The organism is Streptomyces sp. NBC_01197 (assembly GCF_036010505.1).
Taxonomy (GTDB): domain Bacteria; phylum Actinomycetota; class Actinomycetes; order Streptomycetales; family Streptomycetaceae; genus Streptomyces.
The window spans coordinates 5,701,015-5,718,704 of sequence record NZ_CP108569.1 but is presented as its reverse complement, the minus strand read 5'-3'; the positions used below and the strand labels follow the sequence as shown (position 1 = coordinate 5,718,704).

Sequence of the window (17,690 nt, the reverse complement as noted above, 5' to 3'; positions counted from 1 at the left end):
ACGCCGTTCACACGGTGCGGCGGCCTGTAGTTCATACGGTCTTGATCGCGCCGCCGTCGATGATGTGATCCGCCCCGGTGACGCTGCCCGCGAGGGGCGACGCGAGGTAGGCGACGAGCGCCGCCACCTCGGCGGGCCGCACCAGCCGGCCGGTCACCATGCCCATGAGCGAGGGGAGCTGGGCCAGGAGTTGCTCCTGGCCCAGGTCCATCGCGGCGGCCAGTTCGGCCCCGTAGCCGTCCGGGGCCTCCCACATCGCGGTGCGGACCGGGCCCGGTGAAATCGTGTTGACGCGGACACCACGCGGGCCGAACTCCTCGGCCAGCGCCTTGCCGAACGCGGTGAGCGCCGCTTTGGCGGTCGTGTACGTGACGGGCCCAGCGTGCGGCGTCCTGGCTCCGTTGGAAGAGATGTTGACCACGGCGCCCCCGGTTCCGATGAGATGGGGCAGCGCGGCCCTGGTGGTGCGGACGGCGGCGGTGAAGTTCAGGTCGAACGAGTCCTGCCACTGCTGATCCGAGAAGCTGAGGAAGCCGCCCGTCTGTCCGGCCCCACTGTCACCACCGCCGACATTGTTGACCAGCAGGTCCAGCCTGCCGAATTCGTCCGTCGCGCGGAGCAGCAGGTCGGAGGCCCCGGCGGGGTCGGTCAGGTCCACGGATACGCCCAGCGCCCCGGTGGCTTCGAGCTCCGGAGTGACGGTCCGGGCCGCCGCCACCACCCTCATGCCCTCACCGACGAGCGCGGCCACCGTGGCCAGGCCGATGCCACGGCTCGCGCCGGTCACTACTGCCGTTTTGCCGGTCAACTGCAGATCCATCACACACTCCCGCGCCAGATACGAGTCTCGGATGACGCTTTGAATGTAGTACTTGCGACATCAATGTTGCAAGTAGGAGCTGAATCGCCACGCTGTCGTAGTCTTGGCCCGAGATCACCGCGATCATCGAGAGGTAGCCCATGGATCGCATGTATCAGCGGGGTCCGCGACGGCCTCTGCGCGCGGACGCGGAGCGCACCGTCCAGGCGATCCTCACCGCCGCCGAGCGGGTGCTGAGCGCTCAACCGGCGGCGACGATGGAGCAGATCGCCGAGGCGGCGGGCGTCGCGCGGACGACCGTGCACCGCCGCTTCGCGACCCGGGAAGCCCTGGTCGAGGCGCTGACCGCCTGGGCCACTCAGCAGTTCCACCAGGCAGTCGAGAGTGCCCGCCCCGACAGCACACCTCCGCTGGTCGCGCTCTACCAGGTGACGGCGAACGCTCTGCGGGTAAAGATCAGTTGGGGATTCGCCATGAGCAGGACGGCGCCGGAGAATCCCGAAGTGGCGCGGATCCATGCCGATGTGCTCGGCCGGTGCGACCGGCTGTTCCGGCGTGCCCGGGACGCCGGTGTGCTGCGCGCCGACGCCGATCTGGACTGGACGCGCCGCGTCTACTACGCACTGATCCACGAGGCGGCCCAGAGCCGGACCGAACCGGCCGGACCCGACGACGCCGACGATGTCGACGAGTTGGCCACCCGCGTGGTCGACACCCTTCTGCGCGGCATGGGCGGCCCGGGCACCTTCGCCCCGTGAACGGTCGGACCCCGCGGAAAGGACGGCGCTCTCATGTACTGTTGCCCTCCCCACGCCCGTGGACCGTACCGAGGAGGTGAGCCCCATTACCGCTGTAGCAGGCCGGGCGCTCCCCCTCACGGCCGTGCGGTTCATCTGACCCAGGTGAACCGAGGGAGCCCCACAGGTATCCCGAAAGGCTCACATGCCGGTCCCACCGTCACATCTGACACCTGAGTCACCGCTCTCACCTCAGTCACCGCCGTCACCTCAGTCACCGCTGCCGCTCTCCGCCATCGTCACCAGGCTCCGGGCCGCGGGCTGTGTCTTCGCCGAGGACGAAGCGGCGCTGCTTGTCTCCGCCGCCCGCGACTCCGCCGAACTGGCCGCCATGGTCGACCGGCGCGTCGTGGGGCTCCCGCTCGAACACGTACTGGGCTGGGCGGAGTTCTGCGGTCTGCGCGTCGCCGTGGACGCGGGGGTCTTCGTACCCCGCCGGCGTACCGAGTTCCTGGTCGAGCAGGCCGTCGCCCTCGCTCCGCCCGGGGCCGTCGTGGTCGACCTGTGCTGCGGCTCGGGCGCGCTGGGGGCCGCGCTCGCCGCCGCGTTGGACGGAGCCGAACTGCACGCGGCCGATGTCGACCCCGCCGCGGTCCGCTGTGCCCGCCGCAATGTCGCCGGTGCCGGGGGCCGGGTGTACGAAGGCGACCTCTACAGTCCACTGCCGCGGTCGCTGCGGGGCCGCGTCGACATCCTGCTGGCCAACGTGCCGTACGTCCCCACGGAGGAGATCGAGCTGCTGCCCGCCGAGGCCCGGGTGCACGAGGCGCGCGTCGCGCTCGACGGTGGTGCGGACGGCCTCGACGTACTGCGGCGGGTGACCGCGGCCGCGCTGCCCTGGCTGGCGCCTGGCGGCCATCTGCTGTTCGAGACCAGCGAACGGCAGGCGCCCGCGGCCGTACGGACGGTCACCCGGGACGGGCTGTCCGCACGAGTGGCCAGCAGCGTTGAGCGGTACGCCACGGTTGTCATCGGGACACGCGGCACGGACTGACGGCGGGGCCCGGCCGGTTCCGCTTCGGCCGGTGGGTGCGAGTTGATGTCCGCCCCCACCGACCGAACGACTGGTGAAGCACTCGGTGAATCAGCCGGTGGATCAGTTGGTGAAACCCGGTCGGACTACTGGTGTGCTCAGCGCCCCAAGCGGATCAGGACACGGACCATCCGGCAGGTGGTGTCGGACGGCGGGTGGATGCCCGCGAGAGCAGCCGTGGAGCGTATCTTCCGGTTCGTTGCCTGATCCGGCCGGTAGACACCGGTGTCGAGCAGCGCGATGGTCAGGCGCATCGCCTTCAGCCTGCGGTTGTGCGAGACGTACCAGTCACGTGGTTTTCCTGCGGGCAGCTTCTTCTTGACCAGGGACTCCGTCGGGAACACGGCTACGGCCATCGGCGACCTCCAGGCGCTGGTGAAAGGGCCCTCACGGGCCCTCACGAACTGCTTCCATTTTACTGCCCGGCACTGACAGAAGCCCCTGGCCAGAAGGGTCCGGACGGCCTCTCACGTACCTTTGACCCCATGGAGATCTGGATCAATCCCGCATGCTCGAAATGCCGCAGCGCGGTGGACCTGCTGGACGCGGAAGGTGCTTCGTACACCGTCCGCAGATACCTGGACGACGTGCCGGGTGAGGACGAGATCCGGGAGGTGCTCGGCCGGCTCGGACTGGAGCCGTGGGACATCACCCGGACCCAGGAGCCGGACGCGAAGGCGCTCGGGCTGAAGGACTGGCCGCGCGACGCGGAAGCGCGGGACCGGTGGATCGCCGCGCTGGCCGGGCATCCGAAGCTGATCCAGCGGCCCATCATCACGGCGGACGACGGCACGGCGGTGGTGGCGCGTACGGAGGAAGCGGTACGGGACGTTCTCGGGCGGTGAGTTCCCGCCCGGCCCCTGCTGCTCCGCCGCGCCGCCGGTCACTTCCCGGTCAGCTGCTTCTCCGCCTCCGCCAGGATCTCGGTCAGCCGCAGGCCGAACCGTACGTCGCACGGATGCGGTTCACCGGTCCGTACGGCCGCGAGCAGCGCGTCGACCGCCGCGGCGAACGGCACCCGCGCGGCGCCGCCCCGGCCTTCCGGCAGCACCGCCACCCCGTGGGTGCCGCGGAACTCGACGGTGGCGCCCGCCGCTCGGGCCGGGGCGCTCAGGCTGAGCGTCGCCGAACTGGAAGCGCCCGAGGTGTGGCGCAGCGCGAGGTGGACGGTGTCCCCGGCGCCGCCGGCCGCTGTGACCTCCGTCGCGTCCCCGAGGACCGGCAGCAGGACCGAGAGCGCGTGCGGACCCACATCCCACAGCCCGCCCTTCTCCCCGCGCCACGGGGAGGCCGCGTACGGGCTGTCCACCCCGGGTGAGAAGAGCGCCCCGAGCCACTCCGCGCGGCCGGTGAACCAGCCGTCCACGGCGGCCTGTCCGGCGATCCACTCGGCCACCCCCGGTGTGAAGCGCAGCGTGCAGAAGACCACGGACGCGACGCCGGAGCGTGCGGCCGCGGCCACGACCTCGCGTGCGCCGCTGACCGTCGTGGCGACCGGTTTGTCGAGCAGCAGATGGCATCCGGCTGCCGCGGCGCGGGTCGCGAGCGGCGCCTGGACGTCCGGTGGGAGAGCCACCGCGACCGCGTCGCTCGCCGCGAGGAGCGCGTCCACACCGTCGTATGCGGTCGTGCCGTGTTCGGCGGCGAGCTCGGCGGCCGCCTCGCGCCGTCTGCCCCAGACCCCGCTGAACTCGATGTCCGGGTGGGCGGCGAGCGCGGGGGCGTGGGTGGACCGCGCCCAGGGGCCGGTGCCGAGCAGACCGATACGCGCCTTCGTGCGGGTGGGCTTGGTACGCGATGGCTTCGTCATACCGGTCAGTGTCGGCCATCACATCCGCGCCGGGAAACACCCCGTTCACGCTCGGGCAACGGCCGGGAAACCACGGATTGCGATGCTGCGGCATGGGCCTGCCGCACCGCAGGGCTCGCACCAGCAGGGCCGCACCAGCGAAGGATGGCTTCCGTGACGTTCAAGGCCGAGTACATCTGGATCGACGGGACCGAGCCGACCGCCAAACTCCGTTCGAAGACGAAGATCCTGGCCACCGGGGAGGCCCCGCCGCTCTGGGGCTTCGACGGTTCGAGCACCAGCCAGGCGCGGGGCCACGCATCCGACCTGGTGCTCAACCCGGTGGTCAGCTGCCCGGACCCGATACGCGGCGGTGACCACGTACTCGTCCTGTGCGAGGTCCTCAACACCGACCTGACCCCGCACTCCTCCAACACCCGGGCCGCACTCGCCGAGGTCGCGGGGCGGTTCGAGGCGCAGGAGGCGATCTTCGGTATCGAGCAGGAGTACACGTTCTTCGACGGCCACCGGCCGCTCGGCTTCCCGGAGGGCGGGTACCCGGCCGCGCAGGGGGGTTACTACTGCGGGGTCGGCGCCGACGAGATCTTCGGCCGCGACATCGTGGAGAAGCACCTCGACCACTGCCTCGCAGCGGGTCTTGGCATCTCGGGCATCAACGCCGAGGTCATGCCCGGCCAGTGGGAGTTCCAGGTCGGTCCGCTGTCGCCGCTCGAAGTGTCCGACCAGCTGTGGATCGCGCGCTGGCTGCTCTACCGGACCGCCGAGGACTTCGACGTGTCGGCGACACTCGACCCGAAGCCGGTGAAGGGCGACTGGAACGGCGCGGGCGCGCACACCAACTTCTCCACGAAGGCGATGCGCGAGGGATACGACGCGATCATCACCGCGTGCGAGGCGCTGGGCGAGGGCTCGAAGCCGATGGACCACGTGAAGAACTACGGGGCCGGGATCGACGACCGGCTGACCGGTCTGCACGAGACGGCCCGGTGGAACGAGTACACCTACGGTGTCTCCGACCGCGGTGCGTCGGTCCGGATCCCGTGGCAGGTCGAGCGGGACCGGAAGGGCTACATCGAGGACCGCAGGCCCAACGCTAACGTCGACCCGTACGTGGTGACCCGGCTGGTCACCGACACCTGCTGCACCGCGCTGGAGAAGGCAGGGCAGGTCTGAGCACCCTGGACTCCCTGGGCACCCTGGACTCCTCCCTGAATACATGAGCACCCGGGTACGCATCTTCGCCGCGTTCCCCACGGGGGCGTCCGCCGCACCGGCGGGCGCCCCTGAGCCGTTCCATTGCCGGGAGCCCCTGCTGCCGCTCCGGCGGATCTGGTTCAATGGGCACATGGCCCGCCATCAGAACACCTCGACCGGTCGCTCCGACCTCGAACCGTTCTGGCCGTCCCGTCAGCATCACGACTTCGACCGAGTGTGTTGCCGTGCGACGCAGGCGCCGGCCCTCTAACGCCTCTTCCGCTTCGAAGCCTTCGGCCGGCGCGCACGACGTACGTCCATCGACGACCTCTCCGCGTGAAAGAGCTGACCACTCATGGCTGACACCCGTTCCCTCTCCGCTGCGACCGCCGTGACCACTGCGACCTCTGCGACCGCCAGTCCCTTCCCGTCCCACCGGAACCGGCTGCGGTCCGTCGACCGTGACGAGGTGGTCCCGGTCGCCGACTTCCTGCCGCCGGGCGCCACCTGGCTGCCCGCGCCCCCGCACACCCTGCCCAGCGCGCCGGGGCAGCCCCCGATGATCGGCTATCTGGTGCTGGTGCCGGCCGACCACCAGCCGGGCCCGGTACCGGCCCCCACCGCACCCGGAGGGGCGGTGCGGATCGACAGTGCACAGCGCACCGCCTCGGTGGACGGGCGGACACTGGATCTGACGTATCTGGAGTTCGAGCTGCTCGCGCATCTCGTCGCGCACCCCCACCGCGTGCACAGCCGCGACCAGTTGGTGACCACGGTGTGGGGGTACGGGCATGTGGGCGACGGCCGGACGGTCGATGTCCATGTGGCCCGGCTGCGCCGAAAGCTGGGTGCCGAGCACCGGCACACGATCCGTACGGTGCGCCGCGTCGGGTACAAGTACGCGCCCTGATCACACCCGTTCGTCCCCGCGACACCCAGCGCGGTGCCCTCCCCGGCTTGTTCCAAACCCCGTGTCCCACGTCCCATGGCACCCGGGGAGGGCGCTGCGCTGCCGCGTGCCGCCGTCTGTATTCGGTCAGATGCCTGCCGGGATCTTCGGGGCCGCGTCGCGGTAACCGGGGCCGGGCCGCCGGGGGGAAAGCCCCTTCGGCGTACGCCAGTTGCGCTCGCCCAGCAGCGTCATCACCGCGGGCAGCAGCACCATCCGCACCACGGTCGCGTCCAGCAGTACCGCCACCGCGAGGCCGACGCCCATCTGCTGCATGTCCTGCATCGAGAGCGAGCCGAAGACCGAGAACACCGCGACCATGATCACGGCGGCGCCGGTCACCGCGCCCGCGGTCCGCCGGATGCCCTCGTCGACCGCGCCCCTGGTGCTCAGCCCCCGTTCGCGCGCCTCCCGGATCCGGGACACGACGAACACGTGGTAGTCCATCGAGAGGCCGAAGAGGACGACCAGGACGAAGAGCGGCATCCAGGACTCGATCGCACCAGCCTTCTCCGAGCCGATCAGCGACGCTCCCCAGCCGTGCTGGAAGACGGCGACCATCACCCCGTACGCGGCGGCCACCGAGAGCAGGTTGAGGAGAACGGACGTCAGGGCGATGACGTACGAGCGGAAGCAGCAGAGCATCAGCAGGAAGGTCACCGCCGTGATGAAGGCGAAGACCGGAACGATTCCGTGCTTCAGCTGATGGTTGAAGTCGAGCGAATTCGCCAGTTCCCCGGTGACGTAGGCGTGGGCGCCGGTGCCGTCGAAGGCGGCGGGCAGCCGCTCGTCCCGCAGTTCCGTCAGGCCGGCCCGGCCCGTGGGCAGGGGCACCTCGATCTCCGCGACGTTCTGCCGGCTGTGCACGGCGACCTGGTCGAATCCGGCGAGTGCCTTGCGTACGCCCGGCGCTCCGATGTCGTCGGCCTTGACCACCACCGTGGCCGGGGCGGGGCCACCGGGGAAGGTGTCCGCGATATGGCGGTAGGCGACCGACAGTTCGGACGACGAGCCGAACTGCTTCTCCAGGCCGAGTTCCTCCGTCTTCATACCCAGCGCGGGTGCCGCCAGGGCGAGCAGCGCCACCACCGCTCCGGCCGCGAAGAGCGCGGGGCGGGCGAGCACCGGCTTCAGCAGCCGTCCGGCTGTCGCGCCGCTCTGCCGTACGCCGCGCCTGCTGCGCCGGTTCAGCAGCGGGACGCGCCCGCCGTCGATCCGGTCGCCCAGCCAGGAGAGCAGCGCGGGCAGCACCGTCACCGAGCCGAGCATCGCGATGAGGACCACGATGATGGTGGCGAGCGCGAAGCCCTCGAACAGCATCAGGCCGGACAGGAACATCCCGGCCATCGCCACCATCACGGTGACCCCCGAGACGAGCACGGCCCGTCCACTGGTGGCGGCCGCGATGCGCAGGGCGGTCTCGGCGTCGCGCCCCGCGGCCCGCTCGTCGCGTTCGCGCCGCAGGTAGAAGAGGCAGTAGTCGACGCCGACGGCGAAGCCCATCAGGAACATCACCGAGTACGTGGTCTGGAAGAGGTGCAGCTGGTGGCTGGCGAGCGACAGCAGCCCGAAGGCCGCCATGCACGCCGTCAGCGCGAGCCCGACGGGCAGCAGCGCGGCCACCACGGCCCCGAAGGCCACCAGCAGGATGCCCAACGCCAGTGGCACTGCCGTGAATTCGGCCGAGCGGAGATCCTTGGAGAGCAGATCGCCGAGCCACTTGCCCGCGCTGGCGTCGCCGAACTGGTAGATCCGCACGTCCGGCCGGTCGGCGCGCACCCCGGACACCGCGTCGAGCACCGGCCCCACCCGGTCGGCCGCGGTGTCCGCGTCGCCCTTCATGTCGAAGGTGATCAGCGCGGCCCTGCCGTCCTTCGAGGGGACGGGCGCCGCGATGTTCCGCACCGCTCCGGTCTTCCCGACGGCCGCGGTGACCGCGCGTGCCACAGGCTTCCAGTCGCCGGCGCCGCTGCCCGACACCATGACCATCTCGCCGGCGGGCCTGCTGAGACCGGCGTCCTCCAGGATCCGGGTGGCCTGCGCCGATTCGCCCGCGCCGTTCTCGGAGTCCGACATGTTCACCATGCCGGAGGCCCCGCCGATGCCCATGGCGAGCACCACGAACACCAGCCAGCCGAAAATGGCTGTTCTTCGGTGGTGGGCACTCCACACACCGATACGTGCCGCGAGGTTGAGCCTCATGGCGTTCCGCCCCCAGATGTAAGCGTCGGTTGGTTCGCTTCACACGCTAGGAACGGGCCGCGGGCGGCCCCAGCCGTCCAGGCACCCTGTGCGGAGCCATAGGGCGAGGGCCCGGGGTGGTGCCAGCTACACCCCCGAATCGGGTGCAGAACCCAATGCCCCGGGCGCCCCCTTGCGGCCACACTGGTGTCCAGGCCGGTGCTCACCTGGCCAGGGACGAGAGGGACATCAATGAGGGCGACGAAGGCACGCGACGCGGGGTTGACGGCCGTACGGGGCCTGGCGCTGGCCGGGATGTCACTCATCGGCTCGATCACGCTCTTCGCCCTGGCGGTCACGTCGATCGCCCTGATCCCGGTCGGCGTCGGTGTCTTCACGACGCCGGCGCTGCTGGAGCTGATCCGCTCCCACGCCAACCAGCGCCGGCTGCTGGCGGCCAAGTGGACGGGCACCCGCATTCCCGTGGTGCGCCGGCCGCTCCCGCTCCACCCGCGATCGGGCACAGCCGGTCAGGTGGAGCGCTGCACGGTGCTGGTGAAGGACCCCGCGACGTGGCGCGACATACGCTGGCTGCTGGTCGACATGACGGTGGGCGCGGTCACCGCGCTGCTCCCGCTGTCGCTGCTCAGCGAGGGTCTCTTCGGCATCCTCCTGCTGCTCGGTCTCTGGAAGCCGATCGTCCGTGCGGGCGGTGGGTACTGGTACGAGTTCGTCCGGGTCGACAGCTGGACCACCGCTGCGTTCGCGGCCCTGGTCGGTATCTGCTGGATCGCAGCCGGACTGCGTTTCGGGCCCGCTCTGATCCGTGTCCACTTCACCATCACCGGGTCGGCGCTGGCCCCCACCAGGGAGGCAGAGCTGGGCGAGCGCATCGAACGGCTCACTGAGACCCGGCACGACGCCGTGGACAGTTCGGCTGCCGAACTGCGCCGGATCGAGCGGGATCTGCACGACGGCGCGCAGGCCAGGCTGGTGGCCATGGGCATGAATCTGTCCACCATCGAGGCGCTCATCGAGAAGGACCCGGCGCAGGCGAAGAAGATGCTGTCGATGGCCCGCGAATCATCGGCGGAGGCTCTCACGGAGCTGCGTGACCTGGTGCGCGGCATCCACCCGCCGGTGCTGGCCGAGCGGGGACTCGGTGACGCGGTCAGGGCGCTGGCCTTGCGGCTGCCCGTGACGACCGAGGTCGAGGTGGACATGGCGGGCCGCGCGGAGGCCCCGGTCGAGTCGGCGGCGTACTTCGCGGTCAGCGAGGTCCTGACGAACGCCGTCAAGCACGCGGGGGCGGACCGGATCTGGGCCGACATCCACCACGCCGAGGGGATGCTGCGGATATCGGTCACCGATGACGGCCGCGGGGGTGCGTCAGCGGGAAAGGGTTCGGGGCTGAGCGGAATCGAACGCCGACTGGGTACATTCGACGGCGTACTGGCCGTCAACAGCCCAGTGGGCGGCCCGACCATGGTGACGATGGAGATTCCGTGCGCGTTGTCCTCGCCGAAGACCTCTTCCTTCTGAGAGACGGCCTGGTCCGGATGTTGGAGGCGTACGACTTCGAGATCGCGGCAGCGGTCGAGACCGGACCCGAACTGACAAAGGCCTTGGCCGAATTGCAGCCTGACGTCGCCGTGGTCGACGTCAGGCTGCCGCCGTCCCACACGGACGAGGGCCTCCAGTGCGCGCTGGCCGCCCGCCGGGCCAGACCCGGGCTGCCGGTCCTGGTCCTGTCGCAGCACGTGGAGCAGTTGTACGCCCGCGAGCTGCTGGCGGACGGTACGGGTGGCGTGGGATATCTGCTCAAGGACCGGGTGTTCGACGCCGACCAGTTCATCGACGCGGTACGCCGGGTGGCGGCGGGCGGTACCGCGATGGACCCGCAGGTGATCCAGCAACTGCTGTCCCGGCGGGCCCAGGACAAGCCGGTGGGCAGCCTCACCCCGCGCGAGCTGGAGGTCATGGAGCTGATGGCACAGGGGCGTTCCAATGCCGCTATCGCGGGTCAGCTCGTGGTGACGGAGCGGGCGGTGGCGAAGCACACGTCGAACATCTTCGCCAAGCTGAGCCTGCCGGTGTCGGACGACGACAACCGGCGGGTCCTCGCGGTGCTCGCCTATCTCGACCGGGGGTAGGGCAGGGGGCATGGCACGGTCCGTGGTCCCGTTTTATTCAGTTCGACTTTGGCGTCCCGCGAAACAGCACACATGAGCCATGAACGCGGACGTTTCCGGCCAGGTGATGGACCGGCCCTCCCCTTGAGCGGCTTGAATGCCGACCGCTCGAATGCAACGGCCGTACGCTGCGGCGCATTTCATCAATCAGTTCGGACCCAGCGACGCCGATTGCACCCGGATCCAGCCGTAATGCCCACGAACCGCGGCGTGCCCGCAGAAGATCGTCGCAGGTCAGTACCTGGTGTACCAGGCGTACGATTTCAGGCCCTCCTCGGACCTGATTCTGTTCATTACGGAATGCAGATCACCCACGCACCCGGACAGCGACCAAGCCACTGACAGAACGAAATCGCCCAGTTCGGGATCGCCGTGTGATACCCAACTCCCCACCTTGTCAATCCTGGATTCGGCGGGCCGAAAGATGGAACCGGGCCGCTTTTACGCACCCGAACCTGTGCGCCCCATTGCTCCACCTGCCCCTCGTCATTACCGTGCGCATCGCATGCATCTGTCATCGCACGGACCGTCAGCAGCATTGACGCGCAACACGAGGAGTGCCGATGCACGAGCTGTCCAGACGTACGCTGCTGAGCACCGCGGGTGTGATCGGCGCCGGCGCCGTGATCGGCGCGCAGACCCCCGCCGCAGCGGCCGGCGCACCGGCCGCCCTTCCCCTGGGCCTTCCCATGAGCCACTCCCCCGCCGCACCGGAGCCGCTCGACACCGGACCGGCCCGCGCGGCCCTGAAGCGTCTGCTGCCGCTCCACGCCGACCAGTTCACGCTCACACCCCTGACCGGTGGGGAACGCTTCCGGGTCGCCGGCTCGGCGGGCCGGATCGAGGTCGCCGCCACCGGCCCCGCCACTGCACTGACCGGCGTCCACTGGTACCTCAAGTACGTCTGCCGGGCACACATCTCGTGGAACACCTCGCAGCTCGACCTGCCCAAGCGGCTGCCCGCCCCCGGCAAGGCCATCCAGCAGTCGGCGACTGTCCCGCACCGCTTCGCGCTCAACGACACCCACGACGGCTACACCGCCCCGTACGCGGACTGGCCGCACTGGGAACGGACGATCGACGTGCTGGCCCTGCACGGCTGCAACGAAGTCCTCATCACGCCCGGTCAGGAAGCCGTCTACCACCGGCTGCTCCAGGACTTCGGGTACTCCGACACCGAGGCCCGCACCTGGCTGCCCGCCCCCTCCCACCAGCCCTGGTGGCTCCTCCAGAACATGAGCGGATACGGCGGCCCGCTCTCCACCGCGCTGATCGACCGGCGCGCCGACCTGGGCCGGCGGATCGCCGACCGGCTGCGCGAGCTGGGCATGCACCCGGTGTTCCCCGGCTACTTCGGGACAGTCCCGGACGGGTTCCCGGACCGCAACCCAGGCGCCGACGTCGTCCCGCAGGGCACCTGGAACGGGCTGCGACGCCCCGACTGGCTCGACCCGAGGTCGGAGGTGTTCGACCGGGTGGCCGCGGCCTTCTACCGGCACCAGTCCGAACTCCTCGGCGACGCCGAACACTTCAAGATGGACCTGCTCCACGAGGGCGGCACCCCCGGTGACGTCCCGGTCGCCGATGCCGCGCGGGCCGTCGAGACAGCCCTGCACACCGTCCACCCCGACGCCACCTGGGTCATCCTCGGCTGGGGAGCCAACCCGCGCGCCGAACTGCTCCGGGCCGTGGACACCGACCGGATCCTGATCGTCGACGGGCTCTCCGACATCGACACCGTCACCGACCGCGAGAAGACCTGGGGCGGCGCGCCGTACGCCTTCGGCTCCATCCCCGACTTCGGCGGCCGTACGACGATCGGCGCCGACACCGACCGCTGGACGGAGAAGTTCACCGCGTGGCGCGACAAGCCGGGCAGCGCGCTGGCCGGCACCGCGTACATGCCGGAGGCCGCCGAGCGCGACCCGGCCGCCTTCGAGCTCTTCAGCGAACTGGCCTGGCGCACCGAGAAGATCGACCGGACCGCGTGGTTCACCCAGTACGCCGGGGTGCGCTACGGCGGGGACGACCGCGCCGCGCGGACGGCGTTCGCCGCGCTCGCCACGACTGCGTACCAGCTGACCACCACCGACGGACGTCCGGTCGACTCGCTCTTCGCCCGTCGGCCCAGCCTCACCGCCTCCGTGAAGTCCGCCTTCGACACCGCCGGGTTCGACACCGCTTTCGCCGCACTGCTCGATGTCCGGGCACCGCTGCGCGGCTCGGACGCCTACCGCTACGACCTCGTCGACCTCGCCCGGCAGGCCCTCGCCGACCGGGGCCGGATCCTGCTGCCCCAACTGCACGACGCCTACACCGGCAAGGACGCCGCCACCCTCCGGGCGCTGTCCGTGCTCTGGCTGAAGCTGATGCGGCTAGCCGACACCCTGGCCGGCTGCCACCAGGCGTTCCTGCTCGGCCCCTGGCTTGAGGAGGCCAAGCGTTTCGCCACCAGCCCGGCCGAGGCGGTGCAGTTGGAGTGGACGGCCCGCACCCTCATCACCACCTGGGGTGACCGCACCGCCGCCGACCACCTCAGCAACTACGCGAACCGCGACTGGCACGGGCTGCTCAGCGACGTCCATCTCCCGCAGTGGCAGGCGTTCCTGGACGAACTGGCGGCCGCGCTCGCCGACGGCCGGGGTGCCAAAACCTTCGACTGGTACCCGGACGAGGAGTCCTGGACCCACCGGACCGGTTCGTACCCCGTGAAGGCGACCGGCGACGCGTACCGCACCGCGCAGCGGGTGTACGACACTCTGGCCACGGCCCCGTACCAGGGCGCCGCCACCGTCTCCGCCCAGCCCGTCGCCTTCACCCCGGGCAGCACCGGCACGGTCACGGCCGGCTTCCGTAACCTCAACGGGCTGCGCGCGACCGGCCAGGTCGATTTCACGCTGACCGGCCTGGACGCGGCGCCGAAGGGCGGCACCTCCCTGAAGAGGGTCGGCCCTGGCGCGTCCGGCTCGGTCTCCTGGCAGGTCACCGCCCCCGCCGACCCGCTGACCACTCCGCTGCGCCCGATGCCGTACACCCTCGTGACGCGGTTCGGACCGCAGGGCGAGAAGCAGGTGGATGTGCGGGAGCAGAGCGCGGTGTACGTGGCCGGTCCGCTCGCCGACGGGTGGCGGACGTACACCGGCAACGACGCGGTGTTCGGGCAGCTGGACGATCGGCTGGCGATCAACGGCGGCGGGCAGGACCTGTGGAAGGGCACCACCCAGTTCGGCACCGCGTTCCGCGCGGGGGCGATGTCCGACGGCACGAGCGTGACCGTACGGGTGGACTCCCAGGACAACACCGGTAGCTGGGCCCGGTCCGGCATCGTCGTACGCAACAGCCTGGCGACCCCGGGCTCGGCCGGGTTCCTGAACCTGGCGGTGACGCCGGGCCAGGGCGTCGTGCTCTCGTACGACACGGACGGCGACGGCGCGCTGGACACCTACAAGCGCGTCACCGGCATCAAGGCACCGGTCGTGCTGCGGCTCACCCGGGCGGGCACGGCGTACACCGGCTCCTTCTCGACGGACGGCGGGGGCAGTTGGCGCACGGTCGCCACCGTCGCCGTGCCGAGTGCGGCGGGCAGCCAGGACACGGGGATCTTCATGAGTGCGACGAACGGCGGAAACGGGATGCGCGGCACCGTGGACTTCAGTGGCTGGTCGCTGAGTTGAGCGGTTCGGGGGCCCCGGCGCGGCGGGGCCCCCGGTGACCAACGCACCATTCGCTCGTTCTGCTGAATGTGCCGCCAAAGGATCTCACCCGTCGCCCCGCGTCCGACTCAGCCGCCGCCGATGCCGCAGATGTCGACACCGGACAGGCCGGGGCCGCGCTCGTCGAGCACTACCCCCGGCTGGTCCGGCTGGCGTATCTGATCCTGCCGCCGTCGCTCGGCCGCAACCGCCGGGTGCTGACAGCCCACTCCATCGCGCAGCGGGCGCTGCCGCGCGGACGGCGGTCCGGGGCGGCCGATTCCTTTCCGTCGCCGCGCCGGGCGGACGACTGCGACCCGGCCTACGCCTATGTGCGGGGCCGGGTGGTCGCGGCGGCGCTGGAGGTCGCGCGGCCCCGGCGGTGGAACGCCTGGCCCCGCCGCGCCCAGTTGCCTCCGCTGCTGCCCCAGGTGTGGGGACTGCGGCTCTTCCCCCGGTCCGGCGGCGCCGATGAACTCGCCCTGGACCAGCGGCTCTCCGCCCTCTCCGGGCCGGCCCGCGCCGCGTACGCGCTGCGCGGCCTCGAAGGGCTCGACGACACCCGGGTACGGCGGGTGCTGGAGGCCGCCGGAGTGGCCGACCCCAGAACGGCGCTCGACCGGGCGGACGGCCCGTCGGCGCAGTACGGGCTGCTGGCGTCCGCCGCGTTCGACCCCTGCTCGCTCCAGGCCAGGCCGACCGATCTGCTGCGGCGCAGACGCCGCGGCCGGGGTGCGCTGGCCTCGGCCGCCGCCGTCCTGGTGTGCGGGACGCTGCTGGCGCTGCCGGCCGGCGGTCTGGGCGCCGGGCGGACCGCGGCACCGGCGTACACCGGCAACCCGGTCTCCGAGCAGGCCCTGAACCCGGCGAAGCTGACCCGGGTCGCGGGGACCGCGTGGAAGGCGTCGGCCCGTACCGACTTCTCCGTCTGGCCTGTGCGCGGCGACCGCACCGGTGACACGGCGCTGCTGCGGCGCGCGCTCGCCGTCTGGGCCCGCCCCGGCGACTCCGTACAGGTCTCGGCGACCCCCGGCACACCCGCCGGGCCGCCGATGGGCGCGCCGCAGCTGCTGTACGCGGGCACGGTGGACGACGCGGTGGTCGTGCTGCTCTACGACGGTCTTCGGGTGGTGCGGTACGCGGAGGCGAAGGACGGCGGCGGAGGCACCGCGCTGGATTTCGCGCGGGTGGACGGCGCGGACGAGGTCGCTTCGGATGCGCTGGTCGTCGGCAGGACCGACGGCAACGTCCGCTATCTGACGGCGCCCTGGGTGCGGGGCGCGAGCGTGCGGGACCTGCTCGCCCCTGCGGCGGGGGCGCGGCCGCTGGCCCGCGCGGCCGACGGTGTCACCGACCCGGTACCGGGCCCCGGTGCCTCCCGTACCTGCACCTCCTGGAACGCGCTCGCGCTGGGCGACGGTGCGGGCACGCATCTCTTCACCGACCTGGGCGAGCTGCCCCCGGCCCGGCTGCTCGCGGGTCCGCCGACCGGGCCGCACGACGTGACGGGTGCGGCGGACCTGTCGGGCTGGGCGCATACCGCCTGCCTGCTCCCCGTGGTCCGTTCGCACGGCGTACGCACGGTGAACTCCTGGCAGTTCGCCTCCCAGCAACTGCCGGCCGCGGGCGGCCGGGCGGCCTGGCTCTGCACCCGCGCGGAGACCTGGCGCGGCGCCGGGAGCCGGGTGCTCGCACAGTTCCGGGTCCCGGGCGGCCGGGGGCCGGATCCCGACACGGTGGTGGCCCGGTCGGAGAACTCACCGGCCTGCGGAAAACGGCAGCCACGGGTGCTCGCCGGAGTGCTGTGGAAGTCCCGCGACGGGCAGTGGTACGTACTGGCGGCGGGCAGCGCGCAGTTCACTTCGCTGGCCACGACGGGCGGCATCACGGGCAGCGCCATCGGCCCGCTGCTCGCCCTGCCCGCCAAGCAGGGGACGAAGGCGCAGCTGACCGGACGGCTGGCGAACGGGACCCGGGTCGGCGCGCTGCGGTGACGGGGGCCCGCGGCGCTCGCGCGGCCGGACGGCTGCGTGCAAGGCCCTGTCCCTTGGGCGTACCCGTCGGTACATTGACGCCATGTCTAATACGCAGCCCGCCCCGGTGGCTTCGGAACACATAGCACTCAAGGCCCGCAAGGTCTCCTTCGACTGGGAGTCCACCCCGCTGCACTGGGTGCCCGGTGACCCGTTCACCACGCACACCATCAATGTGCTGCATCTGCTGCTCCCCGCGGGCGAACGCTGGTTCGTGCACGTCTACAAGCAGGTGCTGCCGCTGATCCGGGACGCGCGGTTGCGCCAGGACGTCATCGGGTTCATCGGCCAGGAGGCCATGCACTCGCAGGCACACGACGACGTGCTCCCCCACCTCGCGGCGCAGGGGCTCGACCCGACCCCGTACACCGCCCAGGTCGACTGGCTCTTCGAGAAGCTGCTCGGCGACCGGACGCTGCCGCCCGGCCGGGCGAGCCGCTGGTGGCTCAAGGAGCGGGTCGCGACGATCGCCGCGATCGAGCACTACACGGCGTTCCTCGGCGACTGGGTGCTCAACGCGGAGGCGCTCGACCGGCGCGGGGCCGATCCCACCATGCTGGACCTGCTGCGCTGGCACGGCGCCGAGGAGGTCGAACACCGGTCGGTCGCCTTCGAGGTCTTCCAGCACATCGACGGCGGCTACCGCCGCAGGGTGCGCACCTGGGCGACCGCCTTCTCCGCACTGGTCTTCCTCTGGCAGCGCGGCGTCAGATTCTTCATGGAGAACGATCCGCTGCTTGTGGACGGCCGGGCGACCCTGCGGGCCTACCACCGGCGCGGCAAGCAGGGGCTGCTGCCCACGACCGGGGCCATCGCCCGGTCCGTGCCGGGGTATCTGAGCCGTACCTACCACCCCTCGCAGGAAGGCAGCACGGCGCAGGCCGTCGCCTATCTCGCGAACTCGCCGGCCGCGAACTCCCCCGCATCCAATTCCACCGTCGCGAATTCCACCGTCCCGACTGCCGCCACCGCGAACGGAGCCCACTGAG

Annotated in this window: 14 protein-coding genes; 10 read left to right on the top strand and 4 right to left on the bottom strand. The window is 71.2% G+C overall.

Annotated features, from left to right (window positions below):
* Window positions 1-31 precede the first annotated feature (31 nt).
* Entirely contained in the window at window positions 32-820 is a 789-nt protein-coding gene (locus tag OG452_RS26325) for an SDR family NAD(P)-dependent oxidoreductase (RefSeq protein ID WP_327298042.1), read from the bottom strand.
* Between the two features lie 140 nt (window positions 821-960).
* Here OG452_RS26325 and OG452_RS26320 point away from each other — a divergent pair, with 140 nt between their 5' ends.
* On the top strand, window positions 961-1,578 hold the full coding sequence (locus OG452_RS26320) for a TetR/AcrR family transcriptional regulator (RefSeq protein ID WP_327298041.1): 618 nt from the start codon (window positions 961-963) through the stop codon (window positions 1,576-1,578).
* A 184-nt stretch (window positions 1,579-1,762) separates the two neighbouring features.
* Window positions 1,763-2,611 carry a putative protein N(5)-glutamine methyltransferase gene (locus OG452_RS26315; protein ID WP_327298040.1) on the top strand — a complete coding sequence of 283 codons (849 nt, stop codon included), beginning with the start codon at window positions 1,763-1,765 and terminating at the stop codon, window positions 2,609-2,611.
* A 137-nt stretch (window positions 2,612-2,748) separates the two neighbouring features.
* On the opposite strand, the gene OG452_RS26310 is transcribed toward OG452_RS26315, so the two are convergent.
* Window positions 2,749-3,006, bottom strand: a complete 258-nt coding sequence (locus OG452_RS26310; RefSeq protein ID WP_327298039.1) for a hypothetical protein — start codon at window positions 3,004-3,006, stop codon at window positions 2,749-2,751.
* Window positions 3,007-3,135: 129 nt separating this feature from the next.
* Between OG452_RS26310 and OG452_RS26305 the strand changes: the two genes are divergently transcribed.
* Window positions 3,136-3,495, top strand: coding sequence for an arsenate reductase family protein (locus tag OG452_RS26305; protein WP_327298038.1), 360 nt, complete (start codon window positions 3,136-3,138; stop codon window positions 3,493-3,495).
* Between the two features lie 38 nt (window positions 3,496-3,533).
* Here the strand turns inward: OG452_RS26305 and OG452_RS26300 are convergent, their stop codons facing one another.
* Entirely contained in the window at window positions 3,534-4,460 is a 927-nt protein-coding gene (locus tag OG452_RS26300; RefSeq protein WP_327298037.1) for a Gfo/Idh/MocA family protein, read from the bottom strand.
* 153 nt (window positions 4,461-4,613) lie between these two features.
* Here OG452_RS26300 and glnII point away from each other — a divergent pair, with 153 nt between their 5' ends.
* Both glnII and OG452_RS26290 read left to right on the top strand, forming a co-directional pair.
* A complete protein-coding gene (glnII, locus tag OG452_RS26295) occupies window positions 4,614-5,633 on the top strand; it encodes a glutamine synthetase (protein WP_327298036.1) in 1,020 nt (339 codons plus the stop codon).
* Window positions 5,634-6,009: 376 nt separating this feature from the next.
* Entirely contained in the window at window positions 6,010-6,564 is a 555-nt protein-coding gene (locus tag OG452_RS26290) for a winged helix-turn-helix domain-containing protein (protein WP_327298035.1), read from the top strand.
* A 126-nt stretch (window positions 6,565-6,690) separates the two neighbouring features.
* On the opposite strand, the gene OG452_RS26285 is transcribed toward OG452_RS26290, so the two are convergent.
* Window positions 6,691-8,805: an MMPL family transporter gene (locus OG452_RS26285; RefSeq protein ID WP_327298034.1), complete on the bottom strand. Its 2,115-nt coding sequence runs from the start codon at window positions 8,803-8,805 to the stop codon at window positions 6,691-6,693.
* 231 nt (window positions 8,806-9,036) lie between these two features.
* Between OG452_RS26285 and OG452_RS26280 the strand changes: the two genes are divergently transcribed.
* From OG452_RS26280 to OG452_RS26260, 5 genes are all read left to right on the top strand, one after another.
* Window positions 9,037-10,326, top strand: a complete 1,290-nt coding sequence (locus OG452_RS26280) for a sensor histidine kinase (RefSeq protein ID WP_327298033.1) — start codon at window positions 9,037-9,039, stop codon at window positions 10,324-10,326.
* Window positions 10,290-10,937 carry a response regulator transcription factor gene (locus OG452_RS26275; RefSeq protein WP_327298032.1) on the top strand — a complete coding sequence of 216 codons (648 nt, stop codon included), beginning with the start codon at window positions 10,290-10,292 and terminating at the stop codon, window positions 10,935-10,937. The genes OG452_RS26280 and OG452_RS26275 overlap by 37 nt, the downstream gene beginning before the upstream one ends.
* A 602-nt stretch (window positions 10,938-11,539) precedes the next feature.
* A complete protein-coding gene (locus OG452_RS26270) occupies window positions 11,540-14,650 on the top strand; it encodes an alpha-N-acetylglucosaminidase (RefSeq protein ID WP_327298031.1) in 3,111 nt (1,036 codons plus the stop codon).
* Between the two features lie 68 nt (window positions 14,651-14,718).
* On the top strand, window positions 14,719-16,662 hold the full coding sequence (locus tag OG452_RS26265; RefSeq protein ID WP_327298030.1) for a hypothetical protein: 1,944 nt from the start codon (window positions 14,719-14,721) through the stop codon (window positions 16,660-16,662).
* Window positions 16,663-16,744: 82 nt separating this feature from the next.
* Window positions 16,745-17,689 carry a metal-dependent hydrolase gene (locus OG452_RS26260; RefSeq protein ID WP_327298029.1) on the top strand — a complete coding sequence of 315 codons (945 nt, stop codon included), beginning with the start codon at window positions 16,745-16,747 and terminating at the stop codon, window positions 17,687-17,689.
* Window position 17,690 lies beyond the last annotated feature (1 nt).